We start from the raw sequence: 24,473 nt of genomic DNA, 5'->3' as shown, positions 1-24,473 counted from the left end.
TAAATGATGACCTTTTGTGGTTGAATTTGAATGATTTTGGTGGTATATTATCAAAGATGGGTGTGTTGAAAGTGCTTACAGAAGAAAGACAAGCAAAGATCTTAGCACAGTTAGCTAGGGATGGCGTTATCAAGTTACAAGATCTTGTCAAAGATTTAGATAGCTCAACCTCAACAATTAGACGGGATTTACAGGAATTAGAAGACCAAGGTAAACTAGTGCGGGTGCACGGCGGAGCTAAGGCAATATCGACGTTGCAATCTGAACCGGGTGTGGTCGAAAAATCAACCAAAAACGTTCATGCAAAACGCCAAATTGCAAAATTGGCCGTTCAACAAATTAGAGCGGGTGAGGTTGTGTACATAGATGCGGGAACGTCTACCGAAGCAATGATTCCATTTATGAGCAATTTGGATTCTGTGCTAGTTGTGACAAACGGCGTTCAGCTGGCTTCTGAACTGGCAGATATTAATGTTAAAACGTATCTAGTTGGTGGTGAGTTAAAAAACACAACTAAAGCTATCATTGGTGCAGATGTCGTTGAAACCATCAAAAAATTTCGATTTAATCGGGTTTTTATGGGCGTCAACGGTGTGCATCCAAAATTTGGAATTACCACCCCGGATCCAAATGAAGCGGCCGTAAAACGGGCTGTTTTGGCCCAAAGTGAAGTTAGTTACTTTCTAGCGGATGCTAGTAAGCTGAACGAAGTCTCGTTTGCAAAAGTGGCTGATTTAGAGGCTGGGGTGCTTTTGACAGATGAAGATGATCAAGATATTTTAAAAGATTTTGAACATTTAAAACAAATTATGGAGGCGGAAAAATGATTTATACAGTGACCCTAAACCCTTCAATTGATTATGTGGTTCAGCTTCCACAATTGGAACTGGGCGAAGTTAATCGGTTGAAAACTAGTTATAAATTTCCAGGGGGCAAAGGGATTAACGTTTCTAGAATTTTAAGTGAGTTAGGTTATGCCAATCAGGCTTGGGGATTTTTAGGCGGTTTTACCGGAGAGTTTGTCAGCCAAAGTTTGCAACGATTAAAGGTGGATGCGAATTTTACCAAAATTGCAGCCGATACCCGCATAAATGTCAAACTGAAGGCCGATCAGGAAACCGAGTTAAATGCGCCAGGCCCAGAAATCACAACGTCTGAAAAACAAGCTTTTGTGGATCAATTCGATGATTTAAAAGCGGGCGATATGGTTATTTTTTCTGGTAGTGTTCCAAGCAGTTTGCCAGAAACCTTTTATTTTGACTTAATTCAAAAGGTAAAGGCGTGCCAGGCTGAATATGCTGTGGATACAACTGGAGAAGCGCTCAAGAAAACATTGGCGACCCATCCAGTTGTGGTAAAGCCTAATAATCATGAATTAGCGGACTTATTTGGCGTTGAGTTGAATAGTTTAGCTGAAATTAAACATTATGGGCAAGAGCTTATTAAGATGGGTGCTCAAAATGTGATGATTTCGATGGCTGGAGATGGCGGCATGTTGGTCACACCAAATGGCTGTTATCGAAGCGCGGCTCCTAAAGGCACTGTTCAAAACTCAGTTGGCGCTGGTGATTCAATGCTTGCTGGCTTTACCGGAACGTTAGATGCGACACATGATCCAGTGGAAAGTTTCCGCTATGGGCTTGCGTCAGGAAGCGCCACAGCTTTTTCAGCTGATATTGCCACGAAAGCAAAAATTGAAGAAATTTTACCACAAATTAAAATAGAGAACTTTTAGAAGGGAAGGACACACATGGATATCCGTGAATTACTGCTTAAAGATGTTATGATCATGGATTTGAAGGCGCAGAATAAAAATGACGCAATTGATGAAATGGTCCATAAGTACTTTGAACAAGGCGTGATTGATGATGAATCACTCTACAAAGCCGATATTATCAAACGAGAAGCAGAGTCAACGACCGGAATTGGGGACGGCATTGCGATGCCCCATGCCAAAGATAAAGCTGTCAAACGCGCAACGGTGTTATTTGCCAAGAGTGAACAAGGCCTTGATTTTGATGCTTTGGATGGTCAACCGGTTCAATTGTTCTTTATGATTGCGGCTCCAGAAGGGGCTAATAATACTCATTTGCAGGCGTTAGCCGCATTATCAAGTTTATTAATTAATCCAGATTTGGTAGCGAGCCTAAAACAAGCTAAAACGCCAGATGAGGTGCAACAATTGTTTGCAGATGCGCAATCAGCAAAAGAAGCTGAGGAAGCAGCAGATGCAAAAGCAGAAGCCGAAAAGAAGGCGACTGAGGTTGAAACAACCGGTAAACGTCCATACATCGTGGCCGTTTCGGCTTGTCCAAATGGAATTGCACATACGTATATGGCCGAAGCAGCTTTGATTAAATCGGCTAAAGAAAAAAATATTGAAATTAAAGTAGAAACAAATGGCTCTGAAGGGGTCAAACATCTTTTAACGGCAGACGACATTGCGCGTGCTGACGGAGTAGTCATTACAGCTGATAAAAAAGTTGAAATGGGTCGTTTCAATGGTAAGAAGCTTTTAAATCGGCCAGTAATTGATGGCATTAACAAATCAGATGAATTATTGGATAAAATTGAAGCAGGGGATGCCTCAATCTATCATGCAGCGGCGGGTGATGAACCAGCTTCTGATGATGGTGAACAAAAAGGCGGCCTCTGGAACGAAATATATAAAGATTTGATGAACGGTGTTTCCCACATGTTACCTTTCGTTGTGGGTGGCGGGATTATCATGGCATTCTCATTCATTTTGGAACGCTTTGTTGGTTCAGGAAGTATGTACTTCACATTCTTTAATCAATTGGGAAATTGGGCATTTGCTTTCTTAGTTCCAATTTTAGCTGGATATATTGCGGAATCAATTGGTGATTTACCAGCGTTAATGCCTGGGGTTGTTGGTGGATTTATGGCCAATACCGCCGCAGCTAATGTTTTGAAAACGACTAGTGTTTCCGGATTTATCGGTGGATTATTAGCTGGTTTCTTAGCTGGTATTGTGATCAATTGGTTAAAGAAAGTCTTCAAGAATGTTCCCAAGAGTTTGGAAGGTCTCAAACCGATGCTGCTATATCCAATTCTGAGTTTACTCATTGTTGGGGTAGCGATGTTCTTCATCATAAATCCCGTATTTGCGGCAGTTAACGCGTGGATTACACATGTGTTAAACGGAATGGGAACCGGGAATGCAGTTCTTCTGGGGACGATTATTGCCGGAATGATGGCAATCGATATGGGCGGTCCTTTCAATAAGGCCGCTTATACCTTTGCAATTGCAGCGTATACGTCAACTGGTAATGGTAAATTGATGGCAGCTGTTATGGTTGGTGGGATGGTTCCACCACTAGCTACAGCAATTGCGACCACTTTATGGCCAAAGAAGTTTACGGAACAAGAACGGCAAGCCGGTATTTCAAACTGGGTACTGGGAATTTCCTTCATTACAGAAGGTGCAATCCCATTTGCGACAGCCGATCCGCTTCATGTAATTGTTTCTAGTGTCATTGGTGCCGCTATTGGTGGTGGATTGACGCAATTTTGGCGGGTTAGTGTTCCAGCGCCTCATGGTGGCCTCTGGGTAACGCCATTAGCCTCACACTGGTACTTCTACATTTTGTCAGTTGTAATTGGCGCGATCATTGCGGGAGTTATTCTTGGAATTTGGCGACCAGCAAAGAAACAAACAGAAAAAGCATAGTTTTACAATAAAAATAAGCCATTGGGAAATTAATCCTAATGGCTTATTTTTGTGCTCACTGATTAGTTTAGTTTTTTAAGATTTTTGATGGATAACATGCTGATGAAACTGATGATGTACAAGATAGATAACATCAAAATAACAATGGTGATTGAGAAGTGATCAAGCAAGATCCCAATCAATACAGATGAGAAGCCGCCAACGCAACGGCCGACATTCATAATGATGTTATTGGCGGTAGCCCGTATTTCGGTGGGATACAGCTGGCTGATGACTGCTCCATAGCCGCCGAACATCCCGTTTGAGAAGAAACCGACGATGGTTCCAAATAGAACTAAGGTCTGCATATTTTGCGCTGCTAAGAGTAAGTATACGGACACCGCAGCCATAAGGAGAAAAATGCCAAAAGTTAGCCGAGGACCAAATTTATCTAGAAGAAGCCCAAATGCGGCCATGCCTAAACTCATACCAACAATCGTTGAGATCATCCATAAAGAAGAACTACCGACCGTTAAATGTAGCCGAGTTTGCATAATTGAGGGTAACCAAGTCATGAGACCGAAGTAGCCTGCAATTTGAACAATGGTCATGATCATTAAGCTAAATGTTTGGCGGGTTGCTTGTGGTGAGTTAAAAAGAATTTTCAAGGCATGTCCAAGGCCATTATGGGTAGTTTTCTTGGTTGGTAGGGTTTTAAGAAAACTAGGACTTTCTTTCAAGTGTCGTCTAACAAAGTAGGTTAAAATGACGGGGACAATGCCGAAGAGAAAAAGGGCATGCCAACCAAAACTTGGAAGAATCCAGGCGGCCAAAAAGGCAGCTACTAGCGCGCCTACCTGGCCACCAATGGACGCAATGGAAGTAATTTTACCAACTTGATGACGAGGAAAGCTTTCGGCAATGATGGCCATGCCAATCCCATATTCGCCCCCAGCACCGATGCCAGCAAGAAACCGGCAAACGTAGATTAAAGTTAGGTTGTTAGCAAAATACATCGCTGCAGTTGCCAGGGCAAAAATAAAGATCGTATGGGAGAAAGTCTTAATTCTCCCGATACGATCTGCTAAAATTCCAAATATTACGCCACCAACTAACATGCCAAAGTTAGTGATCGTCCCAATCCAGCCAGCTACGGTACTAGAAATATGTAACTCGCTAATGATGGAGGATAAGGTGAATGATAAGAACATAATGTCCATGTTTTCAAGGACAAAACCAGAGGCTGTTGAAGCCACCACCTGTTTTTGATAAGTTGTTGTGCTTTGGTGCTCAAAAGTAGATTCCATAATAATTCCTCCAAAATGATTGATCGCTGCCAATCTTTATTTTTTCAAGAGTTGATTATGCACGTCTTTAAAATAAATTACAAGGCTTTTCGTAAATCGTTTTGAGTGGTTGACAGGTACCGTAGAAATGTTTAGGCTTAATAAAAATTGCAATTTCGGTCCTTAATTAATCTAGCAGAGCACATGGAAATTGGAAAAGTTTCTGGTCGTTTTGTCTGGATGAGGATCTTTGAAATGAAAGGGGTTATCAGCATGAGTCCAATAATTATCGCTTTAGATTTTCAAACCGGTCAAGAGGCACTAGCGTTTGTCGATCAATTTTCCACCTCTCAGCAATTGTTCGTAAAAGTGGGCATGGAACTATTCTATCGAGAAGGCACCCAGATTTTAACGCAATTAAAAAGGCGGGGATGTCAGATTTTCTTAGATTTGAAACTACACGATATTCCCAATACTGTGTTTCAGGCAATGAAGATTTTAAGTCAATTAGGCATCGATATGGTGACGATTCATGCAGCCGGGGGCTCCAAAATGATTCGGGCTGCTCACGATGGGCTAATTGCCGGAACGACCACTGGACAAACTCCAAAGCTATTAGCGGTCACTCAACTCACTTCAATATCTGAAACGGATTTGCATGAGGAACTACATATTGGGCTTAGTTTGGAAGAGTCAGTCCTTGATTTGGCAAAGTTGGCTAAAAACAATGGTGTCGACGGAGTTATTTGTGCCGCAACCGAAGTGAATGCAATCCATCAAGCAGTTGGTCGTGACTTTTTGTGTGTGACCCCTGGTATTCGGCTGCCAGGTCAAGATCATCAAGATCAGAAACGAGTGGTGTCACCTAGCCAAGCGCATACATATGGTGCCAATTACATCGTTGTGGGTCGGGCTATTACGAAGGCACCAGATAAACTGACCGCTTTTAAAGAGGTTCAGCGTAACTGGGATGAGGGATAAATAATAGCTCAATCCTAAAAATCGGCTAAATTAGCGCATGCTAGTTAATGAATTTATACACATAATATCGTCTAAAAAGGAATATTTATACATAAAATGTTCTTTATAGTTTAGCGAATAAATTTGGCAATGTTACAACTATCTGTAACAATCCCAGAAATCTGTAATGTGTTTGTAACAGTGAACGAAACAGGCGTTCTGTTTAGGACTAAGCCGAAAAAAAGTTTAAGATTTTTTTAAGGAAAACGGATACCTTAACAACTTTGGTGGTAAGCTTTCATGTGTTGCTTCCAAAAACAACTAAGAAATATGCGCATAAAAAGGCTATTTTTTTTTAGAATATCATGCTACAATACACCTAGTAATTCGAATAAGATTTTTCTGAATGTATAAAAACAAATATTTAATGATTTAGAAACTAACTTGAAGGAGTTGTGCTTATGGTTAAGTCAATTGGTAATTCTACAAAAACAAAAATAGTTCTCGCAGGTGTTGCTGGAGCAGCTGGTTTGTTTGTTGCTGGAGCTACACAAAGTGTTAATGCTGATTCTGTTAAGGTCGCTCAAAACGATACAGTTTGGGGTATTTCGCAAAAGTATAATGTTTCAATTAAAAGTATCGAAACATTAAACAAGATTAATCAAAAATCGCATATCATTTTAGTTGGTCAAAAAGTTGAGATTCCTGGAACAACTGATCACAAAGCAGTTAAAGCCAGTTCGCAAGAATACATAAAAGTTACCGTTAAATCTGGTGACAGCCTCTGGCAAATTGCTCAAGATAAGGGCGTTTCAGTTGCATCAATTAAGAATGCTAACAACCTTAGCAGTAATTTGATTTTGGTTGGTCAAACACTAAAGGTTCCTGTTGCAGGGAGCACAGCAGCTAAGGCTTCAAGTTCTGCAGCTACTGTTCAATACAGTGCAGCTACATCAGCAACTACTGCAAGTTCTTCAGCAGCAAGCTCTGTAGAAAGTACACCATCATCAGCTTCAGTTTCTAGTTCAAGCAAGGCTGAGACTGCTGTTTCAAGTTCTACATCAGCAGCAAGTGACAGCGTTTCTTCTACACAAAGCAGTTCTCAAGCAACTACTTCAGCTAGCAGCACAACAGCTGTTAGTTCAGCAAGTAGCAGTGTAGCTTCATCATCAGCTGTTTCTAGCGTAGCTTCAGAGAGCTCAAATTCTGTTTCACAAGCTTCATCTAGTGCAGCTTCTTCTACAACACCAAGTGGTGCTGTATCAAGTGCTCCTGTACAATCTGTTGCTTCAACAGTAAGTACTAGCGTAGCTGCAAGTTCAGCTGCTAAGCCAGTAAGCACAGCTTCAGTTGCTAAACCAGCATATTCTGCAGCTACTTCATCAGCTTCAACTAGTAGCAAACCTGCAGCAAGCAGTGCTTCAACTTCAACAAGCAATACAGCTAGTTCAGCATTAACATCTGGTTCAGTTGTTAGCTTGGCTGTTAAACTTGCTAATGCAAACATTCCATACGTATGGGGTGGTTCTAGCTTAAGCGGTATGGATTGTTCTGGATTAGTTGCTTATGTCTTTGAACATGCTGAAGGGGTAAGTTTACCTCATTACACAGTTTCACTTGAAAGCTCAGTAACTCAAAAATCTGTTTCAGCTGCTCAACCTGGTGATCTCTTATTCTGGGGTGCTAAGGGCGCAACTTATCACGTGGCCATCTACATTGGTAACAACCAATATGTAGCTGCACCACAACCTGGACAAAACGTAGATATTGAAACAATCAGTAGCTACTTTGCACCAAGCTTTGCTGGTACTGTTAAATAAATTGAAATCAAGTAAAGACTCAGACATTTTGGGGTCTCTGTCAAACTGTATTGGTAGAGATTTTTGAAGGCATGTTCACTTCGGTGAATGTGCTTTTTGTTTACTCATGAATTAAACTGATACGAATGAAGAAGTTATGAATATTTCGAAAACCAAAACAGCTACGCTTTAATACCTTGATTTTGCGATTAAGTCCTTCAATAGGACCGTTAGAATACGGATAACGACAACTGTTGAGCACTGCTGAGCCGTTCTTAACGAAGGTTGAAATGGTGACGTCCATTTGATTACCAGCTACTTGGTAGTTGGTAATCAAATTTTTAAATTCCGTGGCATTCTTTTGGTGGATAGCAGTTAGAATGCCTTGATAAGTTTGATACACAGTTTTGAATTCTGGAAATTCATCTAAGGCAAGGTCGATGGCGTTCTGTTGGGTCATATACTCGTTAATGCCTCGTAAATAGATAAGCTTAGTGTCATTGATTTTCTCTTCCGCCAAATGAAATAAACGCCATTGAGATTTAAGAATGCGGTAAATGCGTGAATGCTTATCTTGAAAAGTACGGATAATGCGTGTACGTTCATTGTCTAGTGCGCGACCAGCAAGCTGAATAATGTGGAAACGGTCAATAATCGTGACAGCATTCGGGAATAAACGATGAATAAAGCTAGCATATTCGGCGTTCATATCAATAGTAATTGTTTGAACTTTCGCACGTTCTTGAACTGAATAACGAGCTTCAAAGTAATCAATGATATCCTTACTGAGACGATCTTTGAGGGTCACAATGCGGCGATGACTAACGGCATCGCAACAGTTAAAGGACATTAGATGATTACAGGACCGAAATTCATCGAAACAAAGATTTGGCGGAAGTTGCTTAACACGGTAAGCCAAGTGAATATTTGCATTTAAAATACGTTGAACACTACTTGGTGAAATGCCACAAATTTTAGCGATTTCTTTACTGGTCAGCATGTCACGAGCTAGCACAATGAACTGATGTTTAACATTGTGGGTAAAAGTTTCATTACGTCTAACGAGGTTAGTTTTAGCTCCACAGGTTTTTAAACAATGTTGGCATTGATATCTTTGTCGTCTTAGCTGCATTTCATAACGTCCGCCTGATAAGGTTCCCAACCTTAGATGACTAACGTGGGTACCGTTTTTAATTAGACTTTTATGGCCACAATGGGGACATTTCACAAGCTGATAAGAAAGGTTGGCGTGAACGACATGAATTCGTTGTCCATTCGGGCAACGTTTCTTGGTAACACCAGTTACGGTTATATTTGGGTCTGTCATTTCAAACAAGCTTAAGATAGAATTAGTTAGGGACATCTGTTTTTCCTCTTTTCGATTTTGTTTGGCGATTAAATCGTAGCACAAAGAGGACAGATGTCCTTTTAATTTTCAAAATAAAAACTGGTATCAGTTATTCACCAATACCAGAAAGTGTAGACCCACATTTTGTCTGAGCCTTTTTTTATTGCACAAAAAAGGATTCATAAGTAGCTGGCTACTCATGAATCCTTTTTGAATGGTTCTAGAAGGTTGTTAACTTGTAATCTGGGTTTTGTTGTTCGTACTCCAAAGATTTGCCTTCAAGTGGTTCTACAAATTCAATATGATAATCTGTGTGCGTTTCAACTAGCTGAATGGCATCTTCTTTAGTTGGAACTTCAAGATAGATTGACTCAGTTGTTTCACGTTTTGGAGTTGCTTCTACTGCTGTCTGAAATAACACTTTAAAAACCATTTTTGTGTGCTCCTTTAAAAAAGTTTAATATTTCGCTGGCCTGTTGTTTAAATGCAGGTGTCACTAATAACTATCAAGCTAATTCTATCATATTGGCCTTCATAAGTATAGAATTGGTGGGCGACATTACGTTGTTTGAATTAAACTTATGCTAAAATGAGGGTAACAAATTAAGGGAGCCTGATTATGAACATATTGATTGGTTTACTTATTATCATCGTGATCGGATTATTAATCTGGGTAGCGATGCGTCGCTCTAAACGCAAACGCGCGCTGACAATGTTACAAGCGACTAGTCAAAGAAATGTCAGCTCTGCCATGGTCAGTGTGGCGGCCATGTTAATGGCCAAAAAAATGATTCAGCCCGGACAACCTGAAGCAACGCCCAAGTTAGTGGCAGATATTTGGGGACGTGGGGTGCTAGCTTTTGAATTTTCATTTGGCAAAACGGTATTACAAAAAGATCAGTTAAAAGATTTGCGCCATCAAATTAATGAATTAGTTGAAAAATATGCTCAAGAACATGATATCCACAGTGACTACGAATTTCCGGTATTTTGCGTCACGGACATTTGGTTATACCAAGAGAATTTGCATGTTGATGTGGCCAATGTGATTAATGACCCAACTAGAGAATATATTGAAGATTTACATCGGGTAGAATAAAAAATAGCCTTAAAACTGAGATTTTCAGTTTTAAAGCTATTTTTAATTTAACCGATCAGGACAGCATCATCATCAATTTTAAGTGGTTCTTTTTGATTGATGTGATCGTAGAAAAGGGTGCCTTTTAAATGATCAATTTCGTGTTGACAAACAATGGCTGGATAATCTTTTAAGCGGATCTTTTTATTTTCACCATCGACTGTTTGGTATTTAATGGTGATGCGATCGTGTCTAGGCACGTATCCGGGAATTTCTTTATCTACAGACAGGCAACCTTCTCCTTCTTCCAAAGCAGCAATCTGGACAGATTCACTAACGATTACTGGATTAACAAGAATCTCTTTGAACAAAGGAGGCTTATCCTTGGCACCTGGTACAAGAACGGCGGCCATTTGCAAGGAAACACCAACTTGAGGTGCCGCCAGTCCAACGCCAGCTCGTAGTTTATATTTTTCGGCAATTTCTGGATCTTGACTATTAATCAAATATTCCATCATTTTGTTGCCAAGTTCTTTGTGATCCGCAGAGAGCGGAAAAGTAGCTTTTTCAGCCCGTTTACGTAAAACGGGATTCCCATCGCGGGTAATATCATTCATTTTAATCACTATTAAAACCTCCAAATGTTTCTTCAAAATAATTTTACCATACTTAATAAGCATTAAAAGGGGAAGAATGTTTTTAAATTGGTCTATTTTGCGGTAGAATGGAAATAATCTAGATTCACGAGAGGCAGAGCCGGTAATGAGCGAAAATTATGCGTACCCATTAGAGCCAGAATGGCAGATCGAAGAAATAACTACGGTTGTGACGTTGTATACGGCCGTTGAAACAGCCTACTTAAATGGGATTGATCGGCAGCTTTTACTCGATCAATATCATGATTTTAAAAAAGTCGTGAAAAGTAAATCTGAAGAAAAACAATTAACCAAGAAATTTTTGGAATCTTCAGGGTTTGACATTTATGTAGCCATCAAAACAGCACAAACTTCCAACAAAAAAAGGGTTGGACCATTAACAAATAGGTGATTAAAATGAAAAAAGTACAAGAGACCGACCGGGTCATTCGTGGTTGGCTTGAAGAGGTTCGGATGGATGTATTAAAGGAGATGCAAGATCCGTTAGCCATTTCTGAAAAATCAAGCCGTAAGGACTTAGTGACAAATATTGATAAGAGCAATGAAAAAAAGTTGGTGAACTTTATTCGCCAGTTTGATCCAGAAGCGCGAATCTTAGGCGAAGAGGGCTCAGGCGATGTGGTTCAAGACATGAAGGGGCACGTGTGGATAATTGATCCCCTGGATGGCACCCTGAATTTTGTCAAACAGCGCGATAATTTCGCCATTATGATTGCTTTGTATATTGACGGCAAGGGGATCTTGGGCTACATTATGGATGTGATGCATGACATTATTTATGGTGGGGGACCAGAAATCGGCGTGTTTACCGATACCCAAAAATTGAGAACTCCGGATAATCTTACTTTACGAGAAGGTTTGTTAGGGGTAAGCGGTCCAATGCTGGTTCATGATCGTTATCATTTGCAGGCCATCGATGAGGCTAGTTCCGGTGTGAGAATTATCGGAAGTGCCGGAATCGAATTTATTCAGGTATTGACTGGAAAGCAAAACGGTTACATTTCCCATTTGATGCCATGGGATTTTGCAGCTGGAAAAATATTGAGCGAAACGCTTGAACTTTCGGTAACAAAGGTTGACGGCACACCGGTTGATATGCTATCATCAAATGATGTATTAGTATCAACCAGAAATACACAAAAAGATATAATCAATATGATTAGGTAGTCTGACTGTGACAGCTAGTTGCAGTTTTTTTATGGAGACACCAGGAAAAGGAGAAACACTTTTGAAACGACGAGATGATATTCGAAACATCGCAATTATTGCCCATGTTGACCACGGTAAGACAACTTTGGTGAACGAAATGCTTAAACAATCAGATACATTGGATGAACATACCCAGATTGCAGATCGGGCTATGGATACTAATGTGATCGAACGTGAGCGAGGCATTACGATTCTTTCTAAGAATACAGCCGTTAAGTATGGCGACAGACAAATTAATATTTTGGACACCCCAGGACATGCGGATTTTGGTGGTGAAGTTGAACGGATTATGCGCATGGTTGATGGTGTGTTGTTGGTTGTTGATGCGCTCGAAGGAACAATGCCACAAACACGTTTTGTTCTTAAAAAAGCCCTTGAACAACATTTAACACCAATTGTTGTGATCAATAAAATTGATCGCCCAGGTGCACGTCCTTCTGAAGTTGTTGATGAAGTGTTAGATCTCTTTATCGAATTAGGCGCTGATGAAGAACAACTTGATTTCCCAGTTGTTTACGCTAGTGCTTTAAACGGAACTTCTAGTTACTCAGATGATCCTGCTGATCAAGAGCATACTATGAAACCTTTATTTGACACAATTGTTAAAACGATTCCAGCACCTGTTGATAACAGTGAGGAACCATTACAATTCCAAGTTGCTTTATTGGATTACAATGATTTCGTTGGTCGTGTGGGTATTGGCCGTATTTTCCGGGGCACAATCAAAGTTGGAGACCAAGTTACAGTTTTAAAGCTTGATGGCTCCACTAAGAACTTCCGGGTTACGAAGTTATTTGGTTTCTTTGGTTTGCAACGTTTGGAAATTAACGAAGCTAAAGCTGGTGATTTGATTGCCGTTTCAGGGATGGAAGATATTTTCGTCGGTGAAACTGTGACTGATCCAGCTCATCAAGAAGCTTTACCATTACTTCGTATTGACGAACCAACCTTGCAGATGACTTTCAGAACTAATGATTCACCATTTGCCGGACGTGAAGGTAAGTTTGTGACTTCTCGTCAGTTGGAACAACGATTGAAGTTGGAATTGCATACAGATGTTTCATTACGAGTTGAAGATACTGATGATCCTGGTGCTTGGGTTGTTTCAGGCCGTGGGGAATTACATTTATCAATCTTGATTGAAACTTTACGTCGTGAAGGCTATGAATTACAAGCTTCACGTCCAGAAGTTATCTATAAGGAAGTTGATGGCAAGCTTTGCGAACCATACGAATCCGTTCAAATTGATACTCCCGATGAATATACTGGCTCAATTATTGATAGCTTGTCACAACGAAAAGGCGAAATGAAGAACATGGAATCCACAGATAATGGACAGACACGTTTGACATTCTTAGCTCCTTCTCGTGGCTTGATTGGTTACTCAACTTACTTCCTATCAATGACTCGTGGATACGGAATTATGAACCATACATTCTCACAATACTTACCAGTTATCAGAAACTGGAATCCTGGCCGTCGTAATGGGGCTTTGGTTTCAATTAATACTGGTAAAGTTACAACATATGCCATCATGGGTGTTGAACACCGTGGAACGATCTTCGTAGATCCCGGTTTAGATGTTTATGAAGGTATGATTGTTGGTCAAAACAGTCGTGAAAACGATATTTCAGTTAATATCACCCGTGGTAAGAACTTAACCAACGTTCGTGCTGCTGGTTCTGATGATATGGCTAAAATTAAAACACCAACGCATATGACACTTGAAGAATCACTAGAATTCATCGATGAAGATGAGTACTGTGAAATTACGCCAGAACATGTTCGTCTTCGTAAACAAATTTTGAATACGAATGAACGTGAAAAAGACGCAAAACGTCGTAAGACTGCTTCAAAGAAATAAATAAGGTATAATAAAGGAAACTCAAGTCTGAGTTTCCTTTTTTGTATCTTAGGAGGGATTAATGAATGCGTAAAATATACTTCTTATGTACTGGCAATTCATGCCGTAGCCAAATGGCAGAGGGGTTTGCCAAACAGATACTAGGATCAGATTGGCAAGTAGAAAGCGCCGGAATTGAAAAACATGGTTTAAATCCATTAGCAGTTCAGGTCATGGCCGAGAAGGGGATTGATATCTCTAAGCAAACTTCGAAGTTGATTGATATGGATTATTTAATGCATGCCGATTTGGTCGTCACCCTGTGTGGGGACGCCCGCGATCGCTGTCCAATCACACCGCCTTCCGTGAGAAAACTTCATTGGCCATTACAAGATCCGGCCCAAGCAACAGGCGATAAAGAAGCCGTTTTGAATGTTTTTCGCGAAGTTCGTGATGAGATTCAGGAACGTATTATACAGTTATATCAATTAGAAAAATAGTTAAAAATGCCGAAATGAAACAGTTAGCTTAAGAAAGCTAGCTGTTTTTTTGTGTCTTCAAAAATGCTTACTAATCCGATTCAACTTCTTGATTTTAATCTTAAAAAATACAATTTAAAATGGCCGTTAATTATGGCTGAAATTAATTTTCGCGATTGTGGTTCTTTATTCGTTTACATACACTATTTTTAAACAATTATGTATGAGGTTTCAGAAAGTAAACGGTATTTTTATGAAATACAGCTTCAAATATAACTATAAAAATATAATTTTCACAGAATGCTGTAATTTTTAGTCAAAAAATGAATAATTTTAATTTTTCGTCAAGTGTTATATACTACTTCGGGTTTAATGGTGCTATAATGAAATTGGTTACATTTAGGGTTAATTAATATCCTTTATAAATAGGAGATGTGCGATATGAACAATCGTCAAAGAAAATTGAAACGTTTGAAACTATTACAAGATATGGGGCAATCTAAAGAGCATTTTAAAATGTATAAAGTACGAAAAAGTTGGTTGTTTGCCGGGATAACCGTCCTGTTTTTTGGTACGGGTATTTTCTTCGGTCATCCAATGGCTTATGCGGACACTACAGCAGAAGTGCCGACAACTGAGGTCGCAAGCAGTGCCGCTTCTTCAGCGAGTTCTGGTAGTAAAGCGGCTGCCAGCAGTGCAACTTCTAGTGCTGCTAGTGAAAGTAGCACGGTAAGTTCTGCAAGTAGTAGCAGCGCAAGTAGTGCAGTTAGTTCAACTTCGAGTTCTGCAAGTTCCACTAGCAGTTCTGCAAACTTAGCTTCAAATAATACATCGAGCGAAATAACTAATAAAAACCAGAAAAGTACTTCGAGTATTGCAAATTCAGCAGATGCCGTAAGCTCATCTGCTGACAGTGAGAATTCAATTGCTTCAGAAAATAGCAAAGCAAGTTCTTCTGCAGCTATCTCTAGCGCGAGTGCATCAACAACGAGTTTGGCAGATAGTGCAACGAGTGGTGTTGCTGAAACTAACAATTCAAGTGCAGCAAGTAACAGTTCTGAGAATAGCAGTAGCGCAAGTTTAAATGGTTTGGAAACTGATGTTGCAAGTAGCAGTTCTGTTACGAGTTCAGCTACCTTGGTTAACCCAACTTCAGCCGAGCTTAATCAAGCAAAAAAAGAAGCAGCAGAAGTCTATGCTAAAACAGGAGTGGCACAGACAATCACGATTGCTGCAGCCTCTTCGACTTTTAATGGACATACAATTCCGGATGGGTATACGGTAATTTATGCCAAAGATGGAGTTATTGTTGCGGTTAACGGAGTTGTTGGTGGAGTCCCAACCGCAGCTACGAATAATGCCATTGCTTTTTTAGATGATCGTACTGATGTGACTGGTTTGTATATTGGGAGAACTAATCCAAATAGTGCTACTCCGAGTGGTTATATTTAAAAGCTAGTACAACTGGTTCCCCAAATGAAGATGGAAGCTACAGTTTTACAAAGGTCATTGCTATACCTGCAGAAGGAATTACAGAGTTTGCTGTGGGAATTAAGACTACTAGTGATAGTGCGCCTAAATGGAGTCATTATGAGGTACAAGGTGGTCAGGTTGTTGATGATAACGGTAATCCCGCCGTTACAGTACCCGAAGTAGCCGCACAAGTAACCGTCAGCTCAAACCAAAGTGGAACTTTCACTTACACCGTCAATGGTGGCGAGTCACAGACTGGAACCTATGGCACTGCACTCACTGGAATCAATGTTGGTGATGCAGTTGTCGTGACTCCGGGAACGGTAGCTGGATATGCTGCAACACAAAGTCATGCTTCATTTACAGCAACCGATTCTGCAGCAGATAATGCCGATGTGGTGACGTACACAGTAAATCAGACGTCAATTGTCGTTCATTATCAAGATTACTTTGGCAATACACTTGCACCTGATAGTTCGCTAAACGGTGACTACACAGCAACAGTTGATGCTCCAACCGCTACTGGTTACACATTTAACGCAGCAGATGCTAAGAACAGTCCTGCCAAGACAATTACTTTCTCAAAACCAGATGCGGACGGTAACGTAGTTGTGACAGACGCAGCTGGTGCTGCCGTTACGGAAATCACATTATATTACAAGACGAATATTAATTTAACAGTTACGGGCACTAAAGTTTACAACGGTATGGACTATGATTATGGTAATGATGACTTTCCTGACGACCCGGTCAACATTGGGTATCTTATCTTTACGGATGGTGCTGGTAACATTTTCAAGCTTGACACTTCAGGCATAAATAGTTCTAACATTTACTATACTTCTCCAGACGTAGGAGTCTACCCTGGTAGTATTCTAGTCAATACTGGCATGATAAATAGTAAAAATCCCGAATATCAAGTGTCATCAGTGACGGATGGAGACTTTACTATTACGGCTGCACCAGTGAACGCAACCATCGAGTCAGATGATACGGCCACAAAGGCCTATGATGGACAACCGATTTCTTATGTGCCGACTGTTGACTTTTCACGGACTGATACGGATGACACAAGTGCAATAGTGCCGAATACAGGAACTAATCCTAAAGACAAAATTACCTGGGATGCTGCAGACTTTGAGTATTTACAAGACGGTGTTGTGGTTACTAATCCTAAAGATGTTGGTACGTATTCTATTCAATTTAGTGCTGCAGGTAAGGCCAAATTAGCTGCTGCAACGAACTTTGCTATTACTCCTGTTTATGATGGAACGTATACGATTACCGCAGCGGATACGACAGTTACCTTAAGTGGTGGTGAAACTGAAACGTACAATGGCGCACAACAAAAGCCTGACGCTAGTCACTACAGTGTCACTTTGCCAACCGGTGTTACGTACACTTTAACTGATGCAGACGTTGAATTAGCTAGTGGTGGCATTAATGAAGGAACATATGGTGTCGTTTTAAGTGAAACGGGTAAGACGAATATTGAAGCCGCAGTCACGAAAGCCACTGGGACAAACTATACCGTTAAGTATGGTGACGCAACGGGAACGTTTACGATTACCCCAGCAGATACGAAAGTTACCTTAAGTGGTAGTGAAAATGAAACGTACAATGGCGCACAACAAAAGCCCGATGCAAGTCACTATAGTGTCACTTTGCCAACTGGTGTTAAGTACACCTTAACCAATGATGACATTCAATTGGTCAGTGGTGGCAAGGATCATGGCACATATGATGTTGTCCTAAGTGATAAAGGTAAAACAGACATTCAAGCAGCAATTACTGCCAAAACTGGCACTAACTATACTGTTACTTTTGGTACACCAACTGAATCAACTTTCACTATTGATAAAGCTAAAGCTATCATTACGGTTGAAGATGGTGGATCTCAATATGATGGCAGCAGTCACTCACTTCCAAATAGTAACGTTACCATTACGGGTGTAATTGGTGATGAGCAACTTGGTTACAGTCTAACGAACAATGCCAGAACAGATGCTGGATCACAGACAGTTTCTATTGTCTTAACGGATAGTGCTGTAAATGATAATTACAATATTGATGCAACTGATACAGCACAATTAACAATTACCCCAGCAGATACAACAGTTACCTTAAGTGGTAGTGAAAGCGAAATATACAATGGCTCACAACAAAAGCCTGACGCTAGTCACTACAGTGTTACTTTGCCAACTGGTGTTAAGTACACGTTAACCAATGATGATATTCAGTTAGCCAGCGGTGGTACCGATGTTGACACCTATCAAGTTCAGTTGAGTACGGCTGGTGAAAAAAATATTCAAGCCGCCATTACCGCTGCAACCGGTACTAACTACAAGGTTATATTTGGTGAGCCAACAGGTTCGTTTGAAATCACTCCTGCTGCAGGCTCAGTAACTTTAAATGGTGGTTCAAAAACTTATGATGGTGTAACAGTACCAGATTTAACCATAGATGCACCCGTTAAAGTTGCTCTTGAACAAGGCGATTACACAGTTACACCAGTCACGGGAACTGCTGACTTAAAAGGAGCCGGTACTTATACCTATCAACTAACCCAAGCTGGAATTGACAAAATCACAAAGGTCAATAGCAATTACACGCTGAATGATTTGACCAAATTAACATCGACTTACACGATTAACAAAATGAAAGTTACACTAACAGCTAATAATAGCGGCAAAATTTTTGGAGCAGACGATCCAGAATTAACTGCTTCAACGGACGTTCCAATTGTTGCTGGAGATACCCTTGACTATACAATAGCTAGAGTTTCTGGCGAAGATGCTGGTACTTACGATATCACTGTAACCGCCGGAACAAACGCAAACTATGACATTACAGTTGGTAAAACTGGAACTTTCACAATTACGCCTGCTACTGTTACCAATATTAGGATTGAAAATGGGACAAAGGTTTATGACAGCAAGGCAATCAATGCTTGGCCTGATGTTTATGCTACTTTAAGCAATGGAAAAGAAATTCAGCTTATTTGGTCATCTAAGACCCTAAATGTTGATTTCGTTTTTACACCAACGACAGGAACAGCTGATTTAACTGGGGTTGGTTCATATACCAGTCAACTAAGCGCAATTGGCGTTACAAATCTTCTTAGCGTGAACACCAATTACTACTTACCAGGGTTAGCAGCGGCGACTGGAACGTATATAATTACACCCGCCACGGCTTCAATTAACGTCAATGATGGATCAAAATTTTATGACGGTAAAATAATTAGTGATGCACCAACTGTTAGTTTGATTGATTCCGCTGATGGAATTGCGGTTCCGAAAGATGTCACACTTGGAACTGGCGATTATACAATTGAAAATAATGCAAAAGATGCTGGTGAATACACAATTGTATTAACTGAACAAGGAGTTAATACGATTGCCAAGGCATTTAGTAACTTCAGTTTAGGCGATATTAGTGGTAAAACAGCCACTTATACCATTAAGAAACAACCAGTCACAATTACGGTTACTGGTGGTACGTATGAGTACGATGAAGCTAACCCAATTACGCATAGCCCAACTGTTGCTGTTTCTGGCGCCGTTGAAGGTGAAACTCTAGCGTATACGATAAGCACCAAAGGCTTAACATATCCTGGGAGTAAAACTGTCACCGTTACGTTTGATGCAGCAAATGCAGTTAATAAAAATTACGATATTAATGTTGTTTCAGATGCGTTAACAATTACAGGGGATGCTTTCAAAGCGTTTAACCGAACAATCCATTTTGAGGGTGCTGGTGATCAAACGCCACAAGATGTTGACCAGACGTTAACTTATAGCGTAACCGAAGATGCAGATGGCATCTTACATTACTCGTTAATGGACGCTTTACCAGAAGTTGTGATTCCTTTAATCACAGGATACACACCTTCAAGCGCGGATGTTACCCTTGCTAAAGATTCGGATGGAAATTATTTGCCAATCAAGATGGACAACGCTGGAACCAATTTCGATGGTGTAGATCCAACTAATGGTGACATTACCATTACGTACAGTGCTGATGAAGAACCAGTAACTGTAAATGCAACGGGTAATAAAGTTGGAACTGGGTTTACTTACACCGTAAATGGTGGGGATGCTCAGACGGGATCTTATGGCACAGCTTTAACCGGTATCCACTATGGTGATACTGTTGCGATTACTCCTAACGCACAAGATGGATATATGATTCATTCAGATACGAATACAATTGTCGTTAGTGAAATTGCTGATAACAACGTGGCAAATGTGACCTACGAAGCTGATGCTCAATATGTGGATGTTCAGGTAATCGAGAAGAATACCGGAAAGATTATTGGAAGTGTTCGACTAAATGGACACACAGATGATAATTACACGATTGCCACTCCACCAGCAAGCTTTAACATCCATTACATGGAGGGAATGGCCAACGATGGCACTCTTGTTAATGAAATTAATGATGCTGTTTTACTGACCTATGCTGGTCTAAAATATGGGGATTCTCTCAGCGGGACTTATAAGGCCGGTGACGGAATCCCAACAATCGTCATTTACTATGAAATGCAGCCATATACGTTAAAGACAGATTTTCTTGTAGCTAATGACAATGGCACGTACAAAACTGTTGGAACAGGAACGGTCACGTATACGCCAGCTATTCCAGCTACAGGAACATCAGCAGAAGTTCCTGAACAAATTACCTACACTGGAATTCCGGCTGGATATGATGCAACACCAGTTGATTCAGCAATTAAATATGTCGATGATAAGACGTATATTCCGTTAGGATCTGTTGATGGCGCTATTATAACCTCTGATGATTTGGCACTCAGAGTTTCTGATGATGGGACAATTAGCACGGCATTGGATGAAACCTTCAATCCATCTTTCGTGCTAACTCCATTAGCTCAGGATGTTAACGTGACAGCAGTTGGTAACAGTGCGGAAAACAACACGTTTACCTATACCGTAAACGGTGGCGAAAAGTTGACTGGCACGTATGGGACGAGTTTGCCGGATATTGTAACTGGTGATGTTATCGCGGTTACACCTAATGTACAAGATGGTCGTGCATTCACGCAAAGTAGTGCTTCAATCACTGCCAGCGGTGCTGATCCAGAAACAACGGACACTGACACAGTTACGTATAGTACAATTGCACTTTCCGCTCCAGATATAATTTATGGTGATACACCAAGTTATTCTTTCGATATTCAAACTGATAGTGGTGTTAAAACCGTTGAGCTAACTGCCGATGATGTTACAGTAGCCGATGGTAATCTCAATGCTGGTACGCATACAGTTAGTTTAAATGCTGATGGTTTAAAGAAATTACAGGACGCAAATCCAGATTACACGTTTGGGTTAATTACAGGTACGATTACAGTTAATCAAAAACAGATTACAGTGACCGCCAATGGTGATACAAAAGTTTACGGGACTGATGATCCAACATTCACCGCAAACTATGACAAGAGTCAATTAGTTGGTAATGATACTTTGAACTACACAGTCAGCCGCGAAGCTGGTGAAGATGTAGGTGGCTACTTCGTAACCGTCACAGTTGGCAATAACGCTAACTACGCGATTAAACCAGTAGCAGGTCGATTCACAATTACCCCAGCATCAACGACTGGTAATGAAGATGCATCTGTAAAAACGGATGACAAGACCATAACCTACGGTGATACCACACCAACGTTGAGTGTCACAGTTGGCAAGAATTTGACAACCAAGGATGCCGGTTTAACTAATGCGGACTTTACGATTACGGATGCAAAATACACGAATGATGGTAAATATCTCGCGGCAGGTAAGTATCAAGTTACGTTAAATGCGGATGGCATCAAGAAGTTAGAAGCGGTCAACAAGAACTTCACAATTGATGATGTTACCGCAGGTACGATTACAGTTAATCAAAAACAGATTACAGTGACCGCCAATGGTGATACAAAAGTTTACGGGACTGATGATCCAACATTCACCGCAAACTATGACAAGAGTCAATTAGTTGGTAATGATACTTTGAACTACACAGTCAGCCGCGAAGCTGGTGAAGATGTAGGTGGCTACTTCGTAACCGTCACAGTTGGCAATAACGCTAACTACGCGATTAAACCAGTAGATGGCCGGTTCACAATTACCCCAGCATCAACGACTGGTAATGAAGATGCACAAATTAAAGTAAATGACGCTTCATCAAATTATGGCGCAAGTTCACCAGACTTTAGTATCACAATTGGGTCAGATCTTAAGAAACCAGGCAACTTAACAAACGCTGACTTTGTCTTTGTAGATAAAGCCACAGGTAAAGAGACTGACGGGGTTCCAACAAATGTCGGTGATTATCAAGTTAGTTTGAACGACAGTGGTAAAGCTAAAGTATCTGCTGCTAATCCAAATTATGATCTTACCGATGGCGACTTTGTAGCCGGAACTTATGTCATTAAACCTGTTGAAACAGCTTTGGGGGATCAAAACAAACAATTTGTCATTAGTGATGCAACTGCAATTTATGGTAATCCAACACCTACATTTGTGGTGACGCCTGGAAAAGATGTTGTAAATCCAGGAAATATCACAAATGATGATTTCACGTTTATCAATAAAGATACTGGTGAGGTTGTAGTTGGAATTCCGTCAGATGTTGGTAATTACGAAGTGGTCTTGAACGAAGGTAGCAAAGATAAGCTTACTGCCGCAAATCCAAATTACGTATTTAGTGATGATGATTTTGTGAGTGGGACTTATACAATCAAACCAAAAGTGACAGATCCAAAAGACGAGACTACGCAAGTAACTGTTAATCCACCTGAGATTACGTATGGGGACGCACCGAGTTTTACGATTAGCGTGGGTAGTAATTTAACTACTGATGGTGTGAAATTAACCAATGATGATTACATGATTACTGATGCAATTTACACGAATGATGGAAAATATTTGGCATCTGGTAGCTATAAAGTTACGTTGAATGAATCGGGTTTAGCTAAGTTGCAGGCAGTTAATCCAAATTACACAATCAGCAAAGATTCGGTTATCAGTACAACATTAGTTGTTAATAAGAAGACAATTACTGTATCTGCCAATAATTCTGGCAAAGTGTTCGGAGAAGCTGATCCTGATCTGACTGGTACCGTTACTGGTTTGGTAGGCAATGACAATGTGGCCTATGTCGTTAATCGTGTTGAAGGCGAAAGTGCCGGAAATTATGATGAGACGGTAACGGCCGAAGAAAGTGCAAATTATAATGTGAAGGTCAGTGGTGGTACGTTTACGATCAAACCCGCGGGAACAAGTACTGGTGATGCAGACAAAGAAATCTTTGTTAATGATGTGACATCAAACTTTGGAGATAAAACACCTAATTTTGGTGTTACAGCTGGCAAAGATGTTGTAGATCCTGGAAATCTTACGAATGATGATTTCATATTTATTGATAAAGACACAGGTAAAACAGTAGATGGTATTCCAACCAATGTGGGTCATTATGAAGTTAAATTGAATGCAAGCGGGCAAGCAAAAGTTAAAAATGCAAATCTAAATTATGTGTTTAATGATGGCGACTTTATCAGTGGCACTTACACGATTAATGATGTCATTACCCACAGTAAAATTACTGTGAGCCAGACCGTTCATTATACCGGGACTGGAGTAAGGACACCTGCTGATAAAACTCAGTCAATCGTTTACGATGTCGCAACAAGCAAGGCGACTGGTGAATCAGTTTACACACCAGAATCTGGCTATGCCACAGTTAAGACGCCTAACATTAACGGGTTCACCAACAGCGGTGATGTGGCTGGATATACACCGGCCACAACGACTAATAAACCAACTGATTCAACCGTGACGGTTACCTACAAGCCAACCAATAACCTAGAATATAGTGAAATTACGGTTACTCGAACCGTTCACTATGAGGGGGCTGGTAAGCAGACACCACACGATGTGATTGAAAACGTTGTTTACAAGGTAGTTACAAACAAGACAACTGGTGAGGTTTCATATACACCTCAAGGAGTTTATGAGGCTGTTGCAACGCCAGACTTGTCTGGATACACGAACAGTGGTGATGTAGCTGAGTCCATTCCAGAAGCGACAACCAACAAACCAGAAGATAGTTTAGTGGTTGTTCAGTACAAGAAGGTTTCTGATGGCAACGGAACGAACCCTGGAAATCCTTCTAACCCTGGCGAAGGTGGAAATAACCCAGGTACACCTTCCAATCCAGGCGAAGGCGGTAACAACTCTGGCAATGGAAATAATAATAAACCAGGTAATGGTGGTACAACACCTAACACGCCAACTACTCCTGGTTCAGGCTCCAATTCTGGAACGGGTAATTCAGGTGTAAGTACAGAAGGTATTAAGAACTCTGCAGGTTCACAAGTAAAATTGGAAACCTTGGAGAGTTCAAACACTAAAGGCAAGGCTAATAAGAATATCGCAGTTGTGAAAGCTGGGATATTGCCACAAACTGGTGAACAGCATGAAAATGTTGCTTCCTTGATTGGCATGGCAATTTTAGGTGGATTCACGGCGTTGTTTGGTTTGAAACGTCGGAAACACGAAGATGAAGAATAAAAAGTTTGAAATTTGAGCTTTTGTAGATGATGTCAGTGATGGCATCATCTATTTTTTTAGAATTATAAGAAATATTTTTCGAAAATAAAATAAAATTCGAGG

16 protein-coding genes are annotated in these 24,473 nt (G+C 40.5%); 12 read left to right on the top strand and 4 right to left on the bottom strand.

The genetic code is table 11. The annotated features are described in order from the left end of the window. The first annotated feature begins 26 nt into the window (after positions 1 to 26). From PI20285_RS05325 to PI20285_RS05315, 3 genes are read left to right on the top strand one after another with little or no spacing between them, the layout of a single operon-like run. Positions 27 to 827, top strand: a complete 801-nt coding sequence (locus PI20285_RS05325; protein ID WP_245080637.1) for a DeoR/GlpR family DNA-binding transcription regulator — start codon at positions 27 to 29, stop codon at positions 825 to 827. Then, the gene (gene pfkB, locus PI20285_RS05320) at positions 824 to 1,735 is read left to right on the top strand and encodes a 1-phosphofructokinase (RefSeq protein ID WP_057773089.1); all 912 of its coding nucleotides are present in this window, start codon (positions 824 to 826) and stop codon (positions 1,733 to 1,735) included. The genes PI20285_RS05325 and pfkB overlap by 4 nt, the downstream gene beginning before the upstream one ends. A 15-nt stretch (positions 1,736 to 1,750) precedes the next feature. Beyond that, positions 1,751 to 3,691, top strand: a complete 1,941-nt coding sequence (locus PI20285_RS05315) for a PTS fructose transporter subunit IIABC (protein ID WP_057773091.1) — start codon at positions 1,751 to 1,753, stop codon at positions 3,689 to 3,691. A 62-nt stretch (positions 3,692 to 3,753) separates the two neighbouring features. Here PI20285_RS05315 and PI20285_RS05310 read toward each other — a convergent pair whose 3' ends face one another. Continuing rightward, positions 3,754 to 4,977 carry an MFS transporter gene (locus PI20285_RS05310; RefSeq protein WP_057773093.1) on the bottom strand — a complete coding sequence of 408 codons (1,224 nt, stop codon included), beginning with the start codon at positions 4,975 to 4,977 and terminating at the stop codon, positions 3,754 to 3,756. Positions 4,978 to 5,229: 252 nt separating this feature from the next. On the opposite strand from PI20285_RS05310, the gene pyrF reads away from it, so the two are divergent. Together pyrF and PI20285_RS05300 are read left to right on the top strand one after the other, a co-directional pair. Next, positions 5,230 to 5,937 carry an orotidine-5'-phosphate decarboxylase gene (pyrF, locus tag PI20285_RS05305; RefSeq protein WP_057773105.1) on the top strand — a complete coding sequence of 236 codons (708 nt, stop codon included), beginning with the start codon at positions 5,230 to 5,232 and terminating at the stop codon, positions 5,935 to 5,937. A 440-nt stretch (positions 5,938 to 6,377) separates the two neighbouring features. Continuing rightward, entirely contained in the window at positions 6,378 to 7,736 is a 1,359-nt protein-coding gene (locus PI20285_RS05300; protein ID WP_057773095.1) for a C40 family peptidase, read from the top strand. 100 nt (positions 7,737 to 7,836) lie between these two features. Here the strand turns inward: PI20285_RS05300 and PI20285_RS05295 are convergent, their stop codons facing one another. Together PI20285_RS05295 and PI20285_RS05290 are read right to left on the bottom strand one after the other, a co-directional pair. Continuing rightward, positions 7,837 to 9,126, bottom strand: a complete 1,290-nt coding sequence (locus PI20285_RS05295; RefSeq protein ID WP_245080634.1) for an ISL3 family transposase — start codon at positions 9,124 to 9,126, stop codon at positions 7,837 to 7,839. A gap of 157 nt (positions 9,127 to 9,283) precedes the next feature. Further along, positions 9,284 to 9,496: a DNA-directed RNA polymerase subunit epsilon gene (locus tag PI20285_RS05290; protein WP_057775369.1), complete on the bottom strand. Its 213-nt coding sequence runs from the start codon at positions 9,494 to 9,496 to the stop codon at positions 9,284 to 9,286. A gap of 186 nt (positions 9,497 to 9,682) precedes the next feature. Between PI20285_RS05290 and PI20285_RS05285 the strand changes: the two genes are divergently transcribed. Continuing rightward, the gene (locus tag PI20285_RS05285; protein WP_057775371.1) at positions 9,683 to 10,162 is read left to right on the top strand and encodes a hypothetical protein; all 480 of its coding nucleotides are present in this window, start codon (positions 9,683 to 9,685) and stop codon (positions 10,160 to 10,162) included. A gap of 47 nt (positions 10,163 to 10,209) precedes the next feature. Here the strand turns inward: PI20285_RS05285 and def are convergent, their stop codons facing one another. Beyond that, the gene (gene def / locus PI20285_RS05280) at positions 10,210 to 10,767 is read right to left on the bottom strand and encodes a peptide deformylase (RefSeq protein WP_105782197.1); all 558 of its coding nucleotides are present in this window, start codon (positions 10,765 to 10,767) and stop codon (positions 10,210 to 10,212) included. 136 nt (positions 10,768 to 10,903) lie between these two features. On the opposite strand from def, the gene PI20285_RS05275 reads away from it, so the two are divergent. From PI20285_RS05275 to PI20285_RS05250, 6 genes are all read left to right on the top strand, one after another. Next, positions 10,904 to 11,188 (top strand): UPF0223 family protein, encoded by a 285-nt coding sequence (locus tag PI20285_RS05275; RefSeq protein ID WP_057775373.1) that lies wholly within the window; start codon positions 10,904 to 10,906, stop codon positions 11,186 to 11,188. A 5-nt stretch (positions 11,189 to 11,193) separates the two neighbouring features. Continuing rightward, the gene (locus tag PI20285_RS05270) at positions 11,194 to 11,964 is read left to right on the top strand and encodes an inositol monophosphatase family protein (protein WP_179947334.1); all 771 of its coding nucleotides are present in this window, start codon (positions 11,194 to 11,196) and stop codon (positions 11,962 to 11,964) included. A gap of 61 nt (positions 11,965 to 12,025) precedes the next feature. After that, positions 12,026 to 13,870, top strand: coding sequence for a translational GTPase TypA (typA, locus tag PI20285_RS05265; protein ID WP_057775375.1), 1,845 nt, complete (start codon positions 12,026 to 12,028; stop codon positions 13,868 to 13,870). Positions 13,871 to 13,935: 65 nt separating this feature from the next. Beyond that, positions 13,936 to 14,349: an arsenate reductase (thioredoxin) gene (arsC, locus tag PI20285_RS05260; RefSeq protein ID WP_057775377.1), complete on the top strand. Its 414-nt coding sequence runs from the start codon at positions 13,936 to 13,938 to the stop codon at positions 14,347 to 14,349. A 420-nt stretch (positions 14,350 to 14,769) separates the two neighbouring features. After that, entirely contained in the window at positions 14,770 to 15,780 is a 1,011-nt protein-coding gene (locus tag PI20285_RS05255) for a KxYKxGKxW signal peptide domain-containing protein (protein ID WP_057775379.1), read from the top strand. 92 nt (positions 15,781 to 15,872) lie between these two features. Continuing rightward, on the top strand, positions 15,873 to 24,371 hold the full coding sequence (locus PI20285_RS05250; RefSeq protein WP_105782196.1) for an MBG domain-containing protein: 8,499 nt from the start codon (positions 15,873 to 15,875) through the stop codon (positions 24,369 to 24,371). Positions 24,372 to 24,473 lie beyond the last annotated feature (102 nt).

Origin of the sequence: Pediococcus inopinatus (genome assembly GCF_002982135.1) — a bacterium.
Classification (GTDB): domain Bacteria; phylum Bacillota; class Bacilli; order Lactobacillales; family Lactobacillaceae; genus Pediococcus; species Pediococcus inopinatus.
Note: the sequence above shows the minus strand (reverse complement) of the source record. Positions and strands in the feature narration are given on the sequence as shown.